This window comes from Novosphingobium sp. HII-3 (assembly GCF_002916655.1).
GTDB lineage: Bacteria > Pseudomonadota > Alphaproteobacteria > Sphingomonadales > Sphingomonadaceae > Novosphingobium > Novosphingobium panipatense.
The window spans coordinates 577,032-590,483 of record NZ_PPSM01000014.1 but is presented as its reverse complement, the minus strand read 5'-3'; the positions used below and the strand labels follow the sequence as shown (position 1 = coordinate 590,483).

The 13,452-nt window shown below is 66.6% G+C and carries 12 protein-coding genes; 8 read left to right on the top strand and 4 right to left on the bottom strand.

Translation table 11 applies throughout. The features are described 5' to 3' along the window. Nucleotides 1-53: 53 nt before the first annotated feature. Complete coding sequence (sppA, locus tag C2R25_RS06640) at nucleotides 54-1,952, bottom strand: signal peptide peptidase SppA (protein ID WP_103728398.1); 1,899 nt, start codon at nucleotides 1,950-1,952, stop codon at nucleotides 54-56. A gap of 202 nt (nucleotides 1,953-2,154) precedes the next feature. Here sppA and C2R25_RS06635 point away from each other — a divergent pair, with 202 nt between their 5' ends. After that, nucleotides 2,155-3,135 carry an aspartate carbamoyltransferase catalytic subunit gene (locus tag C2R25_RS06635; protein ID WP_103728397.1) on the top strand — a complete coding sequence of 327 codons (981 nt, stop codon included), beginning with the start codon at nucleotides 2,155-2,157 and terminating at the stop codon, nucleotides 3,133-3,135. Next, nucleotides 3,132-4,382, top strand: a complete 1,251-nt coding sequence (locus C2R25_RS06630; protein WP_103728396.1) for a dihydroorotase family protein — start codon at nucleotides 3,132-3,134, stop codon at nucleotides 4,380-4,382. Before C2R25_RS06635 ends, C2R25_RS06630 begins: the two co-directional genes overlap by 4 nt. Nucleotides 4,383-4,456: 74 nt before the next feature. Here the strand turns inward: C2R25_RS06630 and C2R25_RS06625 are convergent, their stop codons facing one another. Together C2R25_RS06625 and C2R25_RS06620 are read right to left on the bottom strand one after the other, a co-directional pair. Continuing rightward, nucleotides 4,457-5,815 (bottom strand): SPOR domain-containing protein, encoded by a 1,359-nt coding sequence (locus tag C2R25_RS06625; RefSeq protein WP_233203792.1) that lies wholly within the window; start codon nucleotides 5,813-5,815, stop codon nucleotides 4,457-4,459. Between the two features lie 22 nt (nucleotides 5,816-5,837). Continuing rightward, nucleotides 5,838-6,557, bottom strand: coding sequence for a ParA family protein (locus C2R25_RS06620; RefSeq protein WP_103728395.1), 720 nt, complete (start codon nucleotides 6,555-6,557; stop codon nucleotides 5,838-5,840). 266 nt (nucleotides 6,558-6,823) lie between these two features. Here C2R25_RS06620 and C2R25_RS06615 point away from each other — a divergent pair, with 266 nt between their 5' ends. The 5 genes from C2R25_RS06615 to C2R25_RS06595 all read left to right on the top strand — a co-directional run bounded on the left by C2R25_RS06615 (nucleotide 6,824) and on the right by C2R25_RS06595 (nucleotide 11,110). Then, the gene (locus tag C2R25_RS06615) at nucleotides 6,824-7,798 is read left to right on the top strand and encodes an SPOR domain-containing protein (protein ID WP_369825694.1); all 975 of its coding nucleotides are present in this window, start codon (nucleotides 6,824-6,826) and stop codon (nucleotides 7,796-7,798) included. Beyond that, complete coding sequence (locus tag C2R25_RS06610; protein ID WP_233203791.1) at nucleotides 7,747-9,063, top strand: DUF418 domain-containing protein; 1,317 nt, start codon at nucleotides 7,747-7,749, stop codon at nucleotides 9,061-9,063. Before C2R25_RS06615 ends, C2R25_RS06610 begins: the two co-directional genes overlap by 52 nt. Nucleotides 9,064-9,127: 64 nt before the next feature. Next, entirely contained in the window at nucleotides 9,128-9,322 is a 195-nt protein-coding gene (locus C2R25_RS06605; protein WP_103728394.1) for a bacterioferritin-associated ferredoxin, read from the top strand. A 72-nt stretch (nucleotides 9,323-9,394) separates the two neighbouring features. Continuing rightward, complete coding sequence (bfr, locus tag C2R25_RS06600) at nucleotides 9,395-9,874, top strand: bacterioferritin (RefSeq protein ID WP_103728393.1); 480 nt, start codon at nucleotides 9,395-9,397, stop codon at nucleotides 9,872-9,874. 81 nt (nucleotides 9,875-9,955) lie between these two features. After that, complete coding sequence (locus tag C2R25_RS06595) at nucleotides 9,956-11,110, top strand: AI-2E family transporter (RefSeq protein ID WP_103728392.1); 1,155 nt, start codon at nucleotides 9,956-9,958, stop codon at nucleotides 11,108-11,110. Nucleotides 11,111-11,201: 91 nt separating this feature from the next. Here C2R25_RS06595 and der read toward each other — a convergent pair whose 3' ends face one another. After that, on the bottom strand, nucleotides 11,202-12,581 hold the full coding sequence (der, locus tag C2R25_RS06590; RefSeq protein ID WP_103728619.1) for a ribosome biogenesis GTPase Der: 1,380 nt from the start codon (nucleotides 12,579-12,581) through the stop codon (nucleotides 11,202-11,204). Between the two features lie 193 nt (nucleotides 12,582-12,774). Here der and C2R25_RS06585 point away from each other — a divergent pair, with 193 nt between their 5' ends. After that, nucleotides 12,775-13,437 (top strand): CHAP domain-containing protein, encoded by a 663-nt coding sequence (locus C2R25_RS06585; RefSeq protein WP_103728391.1) that lies wholly within the window; start codon nucleotides 12,775-12,777, stop codon nucleotides 13,435-13,437. Nucleotides 13,438-13,452: the final 15 nt, after the last annotated feature.

Sequence of the window (13,452 nt, the reverse complement as noted above, 5' to 3'; positions counted from 1 at the left end):
CGGCAATCTGCCGGTGACCGGCGGGAGGATGGCTCCTCCCGCCGTTTTCGTGCCTATCGCAAGCCCACCAGCCGCGCGACGAGCATCATGGGCGAGTCCGCCCGCGGCGGCTTCGGGACGCTGCGGTTCCCCGGCACGGCGCCGCAGCTGAGGCAGTAGGCCTGGATGCCTTGCGCGCCGAGAACGGACTCGAGGCCGGACACAGCCTGGACCATCTGCATTCGCTGGCGCGCGGCGAGCAGGCCGGGGACGTCGTAAGCCCCGGCCTGTTCGCGCGATGCGGGCATCAGGCTTTCCAACAGAGACGTGAACGGGTCCGCCGGCTCCATCAGGTACTCCGCGTACCATTTGCCGTTGCCGACCCCGGCAAGCTTCGCTGCATGGGCCAGCGCATCGTCGAGGCCGCCCATCTGATCGACAAGGCCGATGCGCTGGCCTTCGGCGCCCGGCCATACGCGGCCCTGAGCGATGGAATCGACCTCTTGCGCCGACTTGCCGCGCGACTGCCCGACCAATCCCACGAACCGACCGTAGATTCCTTCCACCGAGCCCTGGAGGATCGCTTCCACCTCCGGAGTGAGGCCGCCAAGGAGGTCGGGCTGCCCGGCCAGCGGGGTGGTGCGCACGCCGTCACTGGTGACACCGAAATCCGCCAGCGTCTTCTCGAAGCTGGGCATGAAACCAAACACGCCGATCGAGCCGGTGAGTGTCGCCGGCTCCGCAAAGATGCGCTGGGCGGGTGTGGACACCCAGTACCCGCCGCTCGCCGCGACCGGTCCCATGGAGACGACCACGGGTATCTTCGCGTCGCGCCAGCGCTGGATGGCGCGGCGGATGCGCTCCGACGCCATGACCGACCCGCCGGGGGAATTGATGCGGACGACAAGCGCCTTCATCCCGGCGTCCCGGTTCTCGTCGAGCAGCCGCGCAATGCGATCACCCCCTGCGCGCCCCGGCCCTGCCTTGCCATCGACGATCTCGCCCGCGATGGTGACCACGGCGATGCCTGCCCCTTCGGCCTTCTCGGGATGTGCGGCAAGCCAGGTCGTCAGCGGCGTATGCGCGTAGCCCGGCGCATCGGTATCGTCGCGCGCCATGGTGCTGACGCCGACGAGCTTCTCGACCCGTTTTTCGAACTCGGTCTGATCGCCGATGCGGTCAACTAGGCCGGCCGCCCGGGCGGCCTTGGCCAGGTCGTTGCCCGAAGCCCTGGTCCAGCCGACCGGGTCCGAAACGACGCGGTCGATCTGCGCTTTGGGCCGGGCCCGGGCGATCTCCGCGCGCAGGGCGTTCCACTGCGCGTCGAGCACCATCTTGAAATCCTCCCGCGCTTCCGGCGAAAGGTCGCTGCGCAGGTATGGCTCGACCGCGCTCTTGTAGGTTCCGACGCGGAATACGTGAGCGGTGACGCCGTACTTGTCGAACAGGCCCTTGTAGAATTGCAGGTTGCCGCCCGGCCCGGTGACGATCGCGCCGCCCATGGGGTCGACCCAGGCTTCGCTTGCGTGAGCGGCAAGCTGCACTCCGTCGTCGGCATAGGCGTTCGCAAATGTCAGCACCGGCTTCCCGGCCTTGCGCACCGCGTCCATGGCCTCGCCGATGCCATGCAGGTGGACGTAGCTGCCGCCGAGGAAGCGCGATAGATCCAGCACGACGGCCTTGATCCGCGTGTCCGTTGCCGCAAGCCGAAGCGAGCGTTCGACATCACGCGCCTGAAACTCGCCGATCTGCCCCCCCGAGGCCATGAGCAGCCCGAACGGATCGGCAGCGCTCTTCTCTTCGACGATGGTGCCGTCGAGGCGGAGCAACAAGGCGCCCTCCTCGACCCGTCCGCCGACAGGACGTGCCATCAGGACGGCGTAGATCGCTCCGAAGAAGGCAAGCAGGAACAGCAGCGTCAGCGCGTCCTTCACGGCGACGAGCAGCTTCCAGACCTTGCGCGCGAATCTCATGTGACGAATACCTTTCCGGTGCAGCCTTACCTCCTGCAAGGCGCATTGGAAAAGGGGCGGCGCATCCGGCGGTTCCCCCGCCTCACGGCGTTCGGCCGGTCTTGTACCGGCGCAGGCGGTCCCCCTTGTAAACACTGGAAGGCATCGAAAGCCCGCAGGGGCTTGAGCAGGCGCCGGGGCGCGCCTACTAGCGTGGTCCTTGATGACACCCCCTGAATACACTTACCCGGAAGGCGCACTCGCTTTCCCCCATCGCGGCCTCGTCGGCATAGCGGGCCTTGCTCCGCACGAGATCTGGTTCCTGCTGGACGAAGCGGAACAATGGGTCGAGATGAACCGGGGCGCACAGAAGCGGCGGGAACTGCTGTCAGGCCTGACCATCATCAACGCGTTCTTCGAAAACTCGACCCGCACGCTGCTCAGCTTCGAGATCGCGGGCAAGCGCCTCGGAGCCGATGTGGTCAACATGGCCGTCGCGACATCGAGCGTGAAGAAAGGCGAGACGCTGATCGACACGGCGATGACGCTCAATTCCATGCGCGCGGATGCGATCGTCATCCGTCACGCCAGTTCCGGCGCGGTACAGCTCATCGCGGACAAGGTGGACTGCCCGGTCCTCAATGCCGGGGACGGCCAGCACGAACACCCCACTCAGGCGCTGCTCGATGCACTGACCATCCGCCACGCCAAGCGCGCCTTCAACGGTTTGCGGGTGACGATCTGCGGCGACATCCTGCACAGCCGCGTCGCACGCTCGAACATCCTGTGCCTCAACTCGCTGGGCGCCGAAGTGCGGGTCTGCGCACCCCCCGCGCTTATGCCCGCTGACATCGAGCGGATGAACGTCACCGTGTTCCATGACTTCGACGAAGCCCTGAAGGGCGCGGACGTGGTGATGATGCTGCGCCTGCAGATGGAGCGCATGGAAGGCCAGTTCATCCCCTCCCCGCGCGAGTACCGGCACCTTTACGGCCTGACGCTGGACCGGCTGGCGCGGGCGGAGCCGGACGCGCTAGTCATGCACCCGGGCCCGATGAACCGAGGCGTCGAGATCGACAGCAACGTCGCCGACCACATCGAACGCTCGCTCATCACCCGCCAGGTGGAGATGGGCGTCGCCATCCGCATGGCCTGCCTTGACGTGCTGACCCGAAAAGGTCGCGGAATGGAGGGCTGGGCATGAGTATCCAGGCCTCCCTCACCATCACCGGCGGCCAGCTTCTGCTGCCGGACGGCACCGTCACTCCCGGCGCGGTGCGCTGCGAAGGCGGCTTCATCACCGCCGTCGGCGCGGGTGTCGTCCCTCAGAAGGGCGACACGGTCCACGATGCGGCGGGCCGGATCGTCGCGCCGGGCCTCGTCGACATCGGCGTCTTCGCGATCGACAAGCCCGCCTTCCACTTCGGCGGCATCACGCGGGCCGCGCTGATGCCGGACCAGAATCCCCCTCTGGACGTTCCGGCCCGGGTTCGCTTCGCGGCTCAGTCCGGCAAGCCCGACTTCTGGGTGCATCCCCTTGCCGCAGCCACGCAGGGGCTTGAGGGCACGTCTCTCGCCGAGATCGCGATGATGCGGGACGCAGGCGCCCGCGCAGTCGCCACGGGGCGCCGGTGGATTGGCGATTCGGGCACGATGCTGCGGCTGCTCCAGTACACCGGCATGCTCGGCATGATCGTCATCGCTCATGCGGAGGACGCCGGGATCGTCGGCAACGCCGTCGCCACCGCTGGTGAGATGGCCACCCGGCTCGGCCTCCCCAGCGCGCCCGCTCAGGCAGAGGCGCTGGCGATCGCCCGTGACATCACACTTGCCGAAATGGCAAGCGCCGCAATCCACTTCCGCAACGTGACGACAGCCGCCGGGCTTGACCTCGTGCGGGCCGCCAAGGCGCGCGGCCTGCACGTGACGGCGGGCATTAGCCCGGCGTACTTCATGCTGTCGGACCTCGCGATCGGCGCCTTCCGCACCTTCACGCACCTCTCCCCCGCCCTGCGCTGCGAAGAGGATCGCAAGGCGGTCGTCACCGCCATCAAGGACGGCACCATCGACGTCATCACATCGGGCCACGACCCGCGCGGACCGGAGGACAAGCGCCTGCCGTTCTCCGATTCGGCGCCCGGCATGGCGGGAGCGGAGACGCTGCTGCCGCTGACGCTGAACCTCGTTCGCGACGGGGTGATTGATATCGGGCGGGCCTTCGCGCTGCTGTCGACCAACCCGTCCCGCCTGCTCGGCGTCAACGCCGGCCGCCTCGCAGTCGGCGCCGAGGCGGACATTGCGGTGATCGATCCGGAACGTCCGTGGATCGTCAATTCGGACAAGATGGCGGCCGCTGCCGGCAACACGCCGTTCGACCGCCAGCCCGTCCAGGGTCGCGTCCTGGCGCTGTTCAAGGGTGGCATGGCGGTCCGGCGGTCGAACTCCGGCTAATCGGGGATCGGCCATGAAGAAGGCCTTCCGCCATCAGGCGAAAGGCCTTCTTCATGCCGTTGCGGCTCAGCCGGTCAGCGACGCGCCAGCAAAGGCTTCTCGCCGCGACCGGTGCCGGGCTGCGGGCGGTCGTCCGCGTAAGCCAGGCACTGCTGCCCGCTCTTGCGGACGGTCGAACACATTGCCTGCGCGGAGTTTGCGCCGAAACCTTCGGCAGCGACCCTGAAATAGCGCTCTCCGCGAACATCGGCCTCGATGATGCGCAAGGTGCGGCCGCGCAGCGACGGGTTCTGCTTCTGCAGGATGCCCCATGCCCGCTTCGCGCCCTCCAGCGTGCGGAACGACCCAAGTTGTACCAGATGCGTCCCACTGTGGACCGCAGGCTTGGGCCGGACCGCAGGCGCAGCAGCCGCCTTCTTCGCTGCAGGGGCCATCGTCTTGGCCGCAGGAGCCGTCATCCCCGCGAAAGCCCGCTCGACGGACGTGCGCGCGGGCTTCGGCCGAGCCGGGGCCTCGCCTGCGGGCCGAGGCTCCACGCGCGGCGGCGGCGCAGCCTCGGCCGCGACGGAGACACTCGCCTCGCCGTCGCTGATGGCAGTCTGCACGATCGCTGCAAACGGTGTGACGGGAGCGGCGGCTTCCATCGGCGGCAGTTCGCCCGGCTCCGACGCAGCCGTCCGGATCTGCGGCGCACGGACGCGGCCACCAAGCGCCAGCGCGGCGGGCTGGCCGGGATCGCTGCGCAGCGGCGCGCCGAGCAGGCTCGCCACCCGCTCACGGCCGAGCTCCGGGTGCGCCCGGCTGGCCCACTCCCGCAGACGGGTGTCAAGTTCGTCTCCGGTAAGGTCCTGCGACGCGATCAGCCGGGCCTCGCCCCAGCGCCCGTCCAACGCATAGGCATAGGCCAGGTTCTGCCGCATCTTGACCGAGTTGTCTCCGCCGCGGATCGCCTCCGAAAGCACCGTGACGCCATAGGCGGGCTGTCCCGCCAGCGCGATCGCCAGCCCGTAATCGCTGACGGGGAGTTGAGTGCTCCATCGGCCGAGCACTTCAAGGGCATCGGCGTTGCGGGCCAAACTGATGTAGGCCAGCGCCAGGCCCAGGCCACTGCGGGGATTGCTGTCGCCTAGCGAAAGCGCATCCTCCAGCGCGGTGGCCGCCGAATCGAAACGACCGACGGCAAGATAGGCCTGCCCCAGCAGCCCGCGGGCGGACGCGTCGCGCGGGGCTTTCAAAACCCGCTTCTCGAGCTTCGCCAGCGCGGCCTCGCTCACGCCGGGCTGGTTCGCTGCAGCCACAACCTGTGTCCCGTTTGCACTGGCGAGGGAGGTCGGGCCACCGGCGCATCCCGCCAGCAGCGCGGCCACCATCGCCGAACACAAGGTGAAGCCTGCGGAGCGGGCGTGGCTGTTATGACGGTTCTTCATCTTCATGTCCCAAATCATGCCGGCCCGCTCACGCAGGCACCCGGCGGCCGAAGCTGCCGGCCGGACGCAGCACGCCCCCCGCCACGGACTGCCCGGCGGCAGGTGCGGCGAAAATCGTGCGACGAAAATTCTTTTCCAGGCGATCGGCCACATAGGCCCAGAGCGCAGCGACCTCCGCAGCGGAGCGCCCGCGCGGGTCGACTTCCATGACGGTGCGCCCGTCGATCATCGAGGCGGCGAAATCCGTGCGCTGATGCACCGTGACCGGGGCCACCGTCCCGTGCTGGGAAAGTGCGATGACCGCTTCGGTCGTGATGCGCGCCTTGGGCGTCGCGCCGTTCACCACAAAGACCAGCGGTTTGCCGGACCGCTCGCACAGGGCCACGGTCGCACCCACGGCCCGCAGGTCGTGAGGACTCGGCCGAGTCGGAATGATGATGAGTTCGCTCGCGGCAATCACCGTCTGGATCGCCACCGTGATGGCCGGCGGGGTATCGATCACCGCCAGCTTGAAGCCCTGTTCACGCAAGGTTTCCAGATCGCTCGCCAGCCGCGCGACGGTCGTTCGAGCAAAGGCGGGCGTCGGCGCCTCGCGCTCGTTCCACCAGTCGGTCAGCGAGCCCTGCGGATCGATGTCGATAAGGACGACGGGGCCGGCACCTGCACGCTCGGCCTCCACGGCGAGTTGGCCCGACAGCGTGGTCTTCCCCGAACCGCCCTTCTGCGATGCCAGTGCAAGTACGCGCAAAACGATAGTCCCCCATTGCGGCGAGCGCGTCGCCAGTGGAGGGACTGCCCTAACGTTCCTAATTAACGGTTAATTGCCTCTGATTTCGACCAAACCCGCATTCCGACGAAGAAACCGGCAGCTGAAACGTCCACGACGCGTTAACTCTTCACGCCTAGTCAGAAGCCAGGGAATTCTGGCAGACTAACGCCGTGGTTTTGGTGCCCGGCAGATGTCTGCAGGATACTTCAATGGACAGGGGTCGGCGGCAGCGGAATGGCAAGGCAGTGAAGACGATACATGCGATGACCGCACTGGTCCTGCTCACCCTCGCCGCGCCTGTGGCGCAGGCTGCGACGCACAGCGTCAAGGATGGGGTCGATGCCTGGTCGAACGGGGACTATGCAGCCGCCGTCCGAACGTGGGAGCCGCTTGCGCAGAAAGGCGATGCGGATGCGCTGTTCAACCTCGCGCAGGCCTATAAGTTGGGCCGCGGGGTTCCGCTCGATCTTTCCAGCGCTGAAAGGCTTTACGGACAGGCCGCTGAGAAGGGGCATGTGCAGGCGGCCGATGCCTATGGCCTGCTGCTTTTCCAGGAAGGCGAACGCGAACGCGCCCTCCCCTATCTCCAGGCTTCGGCCGCACGCGGCGATCCGCGCGCGATGTACATCCTGGGTGTCGCACACTTCAACGGCGACCTCGTCGCAAAGGACTGGGTGCGCGCCTACGCTCTTGCGAGCCTCGCTCGCCAGGCCGGTTTGCCGCAGGCAGCCGAGGCTCTGGCGCGGATGGACGAGCACGTTCCTCTAGCCGACCGGCAGAAGAGCGTCGTCGTCGCGGAGCAGATCTCCGCACAGGCGCAGGCCAACCGCGAGCGCCTGAACACCGCCGTCGAACTGGATACGCGGTTGGCGCAAGCCGAACCCGTGGCGCGGCCGCCGTCGCCGCCTCGCTCGCCGAAGCCTGCCCCCCAGGTAACCGCCGCGGCGAAGCCGAAGGAGCCGCCTGCACCGCCGGTTGCGAAAAAGGCGAGCGGTGCCTGGCGGGTCCAGCTCGGCGCCTTCGCCGTGGCCGGCAACGCCGAAACGCTCTGGAGCCGCCTGAAGGGCAGGCCGGAACTGGCTGGCCATGCGCGCGCCCTCGTCCGCGTGGGCAAACTGACCAAACTTCAGGCCACGGGCTTCGCGTCCCGCGCCGAGGCTTCGGCGGCGTGCGCCCGGCTCTCTGCGGGTGGCTTTACCTGCCTTCCGAGCCGCGACTGATACAGGCCGAGCAAAACCTCGAAGGTGCGGCGTCCTGCGCACGCCTGCCGACGCTTGACCTGATTCGCGGCGTGGCCGTCCTGGGTATTCTGGCGATCAACATCGCAGGGTTCGCCGGACCGATGGTAGGAACGCTGCGGCCGAGTGTGGCGCCGTTCGAAGGAACGTCCCCCGAACTCCTGGACAAGGTCGCCTGGTCTTTCGGGTTCCTGCTGTTCGAGGGGAAGATGCGCGCCCTCTTCACACTGCTGTTCGGCGCCGGACTCGTTCTCTTCTCGCAGCGCGCCGACGCGGCGGGCCGGGACGGCGACAGTCTGCAGCTGCGTCGGCTGGGCTGGTTGCTGATCTTCGGCATGGCACACTACCTGCTCCTGTGGTGGGGCGACATCCTGTTCCTCTACGCAGCATGCGGCATCGTTGCGCTGACGATGAGGTCCATCGGGGACCGCCCCCTTCTCTGGATGGCTCTTGCGCTCTACTGCGGCTACCATGCCTGGGGCTTCGTCAGCGCCATCCCGACGCTGCAAGCGGAAGAGGCAGCACGCACCGCATCCGCCAGTCCCGCGCAGGCTCGCCTGCTCGCCAGCCATGTCGAACCGATCCGGGCCTGGGCAGCGCTGGAACTGCGGGAGGCGCAGTTCGGGTTCCTTGAACTGGTCGGGACGAAGCTGATCGAACGGCCGTTCTGGCAGGTGCAGATGGTAGCCAGCTCTTACGCCGAAACGTTGCCCCTTATCCTGATAGGCATGGTCCTCTTTCGGCGCGGGTTCTTCGACGGACGCCTGCCGCGTGCGCGCCTTCGGGCACTGGCGTGGGGCTGCACCCTTGCCGGGCTCCTGCTGACGGGCCTGTATCTCGCGTGGGCCTGGCCGAGGGGCTTCCCGCTCATGGCCATGCAGGCCGCATTCGCCTGGGGAATGGCGCTTCCGCACCTGTTGGGCGGGATCGGCTACGCAGCCGTGCTCGTCCTCGCCACGCCTGCGCTGGCGCGCTCCGGTCTGGGCCGGACCCTTGCAGCGGCGGGCCGCATGGCGTTCAGCAATTACATCCTCACCAGCCTTGTAATGACAGCGCTGTTCTACGGCTGGGGGCTGGGCCTTCACGGGCGGGTATCGCCGGCGGAACAGTGGCTGTTCGTTGCCGGAGGGTGGGCGCTCATGCTTGTCTGGAGCTCTCTGTGGTTGCGGCTTTTCCGCCGTGGACCGCTTGAATGGCTGTGGCGCTCGCTCGTGGAACGGCGCCCGCTGAACAATCGAACAGGCTGAGGCATTTTCGCTATTGCGATCCATTCGCACTCGCATATATTGGGCGCAACGAAAGGATTCGCTCATGTACGTGTGCATCTGCAATGCCATTCGAGAGACCGAACTTCGCTGCGCCGCCCGCCGTTGTCGCGGGAATGCCGAAGCGATCTACGGTGCTCTCGGCCGCGCTCCGCAATGCCGCCAGTGCCTTGACGAAGCCGATGACATCATCGCGGACGAACTTTCGTCCGACAGCATGGGAATAGCTGCCGCCGCCTGAAACTCTGTCCTGACTTGTCCTCATTGCCGAATTTCCGTATAGCCGCGGCTCCAGAACAGGAGTTTCCGCGCGATGAAGGGCGACCTCAAGGTTATCGAGTTTCTGAACAAGGCGCTGTTCAACGAGCTCACCGCAATCAACCAGTACTGGCTGCATTACCGCATGCTGGACAACTGGGGCATCAAGAAGCTCGCCGAGTACGAGCGCCACGAATCGATCGACGAGATGAAGCACGCCGACGTGCTTGCGGATCGCATTCTCTACCTCGGCGGGCTGCCGAACTTCCAGAACCTGGGCAAGCTGCGCGTCGGCGAATCGGTGGAGGAGATCCTCAAGGCCGATCTCGCGCTCGAGTACGATGCGATTCCCATGCTCAAGGAAGCCATCGCGCATTGCGAAACGGTCCGCGACTATGTCAGCCGCGAGATTTTCGCACGAATCCTCGAAAGCGAGGAAGAGCATGTTGATTTCCTCGAGAAGCAGTTCGACATGATCGAGCGAATGGGAATCCAGAACTACTGCCAGCTGCAAAGCAAACCGGCGGAAGACTGACCCCCATCAGCAGGCCAGGGAACACGGGCTCCTGCCATCGATTATGGATGGCAGGAGCTCTGTGCGCTATTAGGGGGAACGATGGGTTCGCAAGAGAAGAGCGGCTTCGAGACGGAGGACATAGGCTTTACCGTCCTCGTCGTGCTGATTTCCCTGGCGGCGGCCTACCTTCTGGCTCCCTACTTCGGACCCGTCCTCTGGGGCGTGGTTGCCGCGATCATGTTCCAGCCGCTGACCGCCCGGCTTGCGACACGGCTTGACGGCCGCAAGAACCTGGCCGCATCGATAGTCCTGTTCGGGCTGATCACGCTGCTCGTGGTGCCGACGATCCTCCTTGGCATCAGCCTCGTCAATGAAGCCACGATGCTGTATGAGAAGATCGCCAGCGGCCAGATCGACTTCGGCCGCATCTTCCAGCAGGTCATGAGCGCCTTGCCGCGCCGGGCGCGCGAACTCCTGTCCGAGTACGATCTGACGAACTTCGAGACAATCCGGCGGGAGTTCGGGTCCAGCATCACCAGCGGCCTGCAGACAATCGCGGGGCGCGTGCTGACGGTCGGCCAGGGAGCGCTGAGCTTCATCGCCGCGCTTGGTGTGATGCTCTACCTCAGCTACTTCCTGCTTCGGGACGGCGACCGTTATGGCGAGAAGTTCCGCACCTGCCTGCCGCTGCGTCCCGCCACGCGCGACGCCCTGATCGAGAACTTCCTGCTCGTGGTGCGCGCGACAATGCGCGGCACCGTCGTCGTCGCCGTCGTGCAGGGCTTCCTCGGCGGCATCCTCTTCTCGTCGCTCGGGATTGAAGGCGCCCTCATCTGGGGCGTGCTGATGGGGTTCTTTTCCCTGCTGCCAGCCGTGGGCACGGCCATCATCTGGGGTCCCGTGGCCATCTACCTGTTCGCGGCAGGCGAACCCATGAAGGCGGGCATCGTCCTCTTCTGCGGCGTGTTCATCATCGGCATGGTCGATAACGTGCTGCGGCCGATCCTCGTCGGGCGCGACACCCGCCTGCCAGATTTCGTGGTCCTGATCGCCACGCTATCGGGACTTGAACTGTTCGGTCTCAACGGCTTCATCATCGGCCCCGTCATCGCCGCGCTGTTCATCGCGGTCTGGAACCATCATCGCGACAGCCGCCGCGCACGCGAGGAAGTGCTTACAGGATCCCCGGTGCCGGTGCAGACCGATGCCGTGGCAAGCAGGGCTGTCGAGGAATCCGTCGCTCACCCTTCCTGAGCGAGGCGCGGTTCCGGCGCATCGGTCCAGCCGCGCGTGCGGGTCGATGCGCCCCTGCAGGGCATCAACCCGTACTTGCGTCCAACCCGCGTCAGTCCTTCTTGAAGGGGTTCTTCGGACTGCGCAGATTGAGCCGGATCGGCACCGATTCGAAGCCGAGTTCCCGCCGCATCCCATTCACCAGATACCGCTTGTAGCTCTCGGGCAAGAGATCGAGGCGGGTGCCGAAGATGACGAAGCCCGGCGGCCGGGTCTTTGCCTGGGTGATGTAGCGCAGCTTGATCCGCTTGCCGCCCGGCGCCGGCGGCGGATTGGCCGCAAGCGCATCGTCGAACCAGCGATTGAGCGCGGACGTCGGCACGCGCTTGCTCCAGGCTTCCCGGATGGAGAAGGCGGCCGCCAGCATATCGTCCAAGCCCTTGCCGGTGCGGGCCGAGACAGCGAGAAGCGGCAGCCCCTTCACCTGCGCCAGGCCATCATCGAGCGCAGCGCGGATGCCGTTGAACAGGCTCGATGCGTCCTCCGCCACGTCCCACTTGTTGATGGCGATCATCAGGGCGCGGCCTTCTTCGAGCACCTTGGAGGCGATCGTCAGGTCCTGGTGCTCCAGCCCGCGCGTTGCGTCGAGAAGGAGGACGACGACTTCGGCGAAGTCGATCGCGTGACGCGCGTCGGCCACGGCGAGTCGCTCCAGCTTCTCGGTCACGTTCGCGCGCTTGCGCATGCCGGCCGTGTCGATCAGCCGGACCTCGCGGGCTTCCTTGGTCTTGGGGTCGGTCCACGTCCAGTCGATGGCGATCGAATCGCGGGTAATGCCCGCCTCCGGCCCGGTCAACAGCCGGTCTTCACCCAGCAGCCTGTTGATGAGCGTGGACTTGCCCGCGTTGGGACGGCCGACGATCGCGAGCTTCAGGGGCGCGCGAAGCAGCGCTTCCTCGTCCTCCTCCGCGGCAAACTCGTCCTCCACCGGCTGGAGCGGGTCGAGGTGCGGAAGCAGGGCCTCGAACAGGTCTCCCATGCCTTCGCCGTGCTCCGCCGAGATGCCGACAGGATCGCCGAGACCCAGCGAATAGGCCTCCAGCAGGCCGCCCTCTCCGGCGCGGCCTTCCGCCTTGTTGGCGAGCAGGATGACAGGCACGGTGGATGCCCGCAGCCAGTTCCCTATCTCTTCATCCAGAGGAGTAAGGCCGGCGCGGGCGTCGACCACGAACAGCGCGACATCCGCCGTCTGCAGCGCGGCTTCGGTCTGCTTGCGCATCCGACCCGGCAGGGTTTCCGCCTCGTCGTCTTCCCAGCCTGCGGTGTCGACGATCTGGAACTTGAGGCCCAGCAGTTCGGCATCACCGAATCGGCGGTCGCGCGTGACACCGGGCTGGTCGTCGACCAGCGCCAGTTTTTTGCCGACCAGCCGGTTGAACAGCGTGGACTTGCCGACGTTCGGTCGGCCTATGATGATGACTTGAGGAAGCATGATTCCCACCGCTTGGGGACTTCCGCCGGCTTTGGCAAGCATTAGGCGGGTGCTGGCGGGCCAAAACGGCCGGTTCGCAGCCCGGGCGCAGCGCTTGGCGACAATTTTTGCCGCGACGGGGAACCTTTTCCTACTTCGCCGTTAACCAACCGTGGAAGATTCCCGATAATCTTCGTGGGGCACAGAGCGGGGCATGAGGGTACAGGGAAACGCGATCGTTCTGGGGCTAGCCGCCATGTGCGCAGCCGCATCCATCCCAACCGCATCCGCGCGCGCCGTGCCGGACACGGACGCGCGGGACGACAGCGCCGTGGGCGCGGGCTTCATCTCCAGCAAGCCGCCTGGCCATCCGGCCGGCGATCTGGAATGCGTGCCTTATGCCCGCACGACATCGGGCATCCAGCTTTACGGTGATGCGTGGACGTGGTGGACTCAGGCACAGGGTCGCTACGCGACCGGCACCAGCCCCCGCGTCGGCGCGGTCATGGCGATCAAACCCTTCAACAACTCGCGGCTCGGCCACGTGGCGACCGTCAGCCGGATCATCGATTCGCGCACAGTCTTGCTGAGCCATGCCAACTGGTCCGTCCCCGGCCAGGTCGAGCGCAACGTGACCGCGCTCGACGTGTCGCCCGCGAATGACTGGAGCCGGGTCCGCATCTGGTATGCCCCGGCCCGGGGTCTCGGCACCACGCATTGGCCTGTCGCGGGCTTCATTTACAACAGCAAGCCCGGCTCGCGCTCTGAGGCGCGGGAACGCGCAGAGACCGCGCGCCTTGCCACGGCGGCCAGAGCCTCCAATGGAAAGGGCCGCCGAAGCGACCCCATCGGCGCCATCATCGCCGGCGCTTACTGATCCGGCTTGGACCGG

Excerpts from the sequence above, each read along its gene's own strand:
- sppA (WP_103728398.1), bottom strand. The coding sequence starts at position 1,952 with ATGAGATTCGCGCGCAAGGTCTGGAAGCTGCTCGTCGCCGTGAAGGAC.
- C2R25_RS06635 (WP_103728397.1), top strand. The coding sequence starts at position 2,155 with ATGACACCCCCTGAATACACTTACCCGGAAGGCGCACTCGCTTTCCCC.
- C2R25_RS06630 (WP_103728396.1), top strand. The coding sequence starts at position 3,132 with ATGAGTATCCAGGCCTCCCTCACCATCACCGGCGGCCAGCTTCTGCTG.
- C2R25_RS06625 (WP_233203792.1), bottom strand. The coding sequence starts at position 5,815 with ATGAAGATGAAGAACCGTCATAACAGCCACGCCCGCTCCGCAGGCTTC.
- C2R25_RS06605 (WP_103728394.1), top strand. The coding sequence starts at position 9,128 with ATGTACGTGTGCATCTGCAATGCCATTCGAGAGACCGAACTTCGCTGC.
- bfr (WP_103728393.1), top strand. The coding sequence starts at position 9,395 with ATGAAGGGCGACCTCAAGGTTATCGAGTTTCTGAACAAGGCGCTGTTC.
- C2R25_RS06595 (WP_103728392.1), top strand. The coding sequence starts at position 9,956 with ATGGGTTCGCAAGAGAAGAGCGGCTTCGAGACGGAGGACATAGGCTTT.
- der (WP_103728619.1), bottom strand. The coding sequence starts at position 12,581 with ATGCTTCCTCAAGTCATCATCATAGGCCGACCGAACGTCGGCAAGTCC.
- C2R25_RS06585 (WP_103728391.1), top strand. The coding sequence starts at position 12,775 with ATGAGGGTACAGGGAAACGCGATCGTTCTGGGGCTAGCCGCCATGTGC.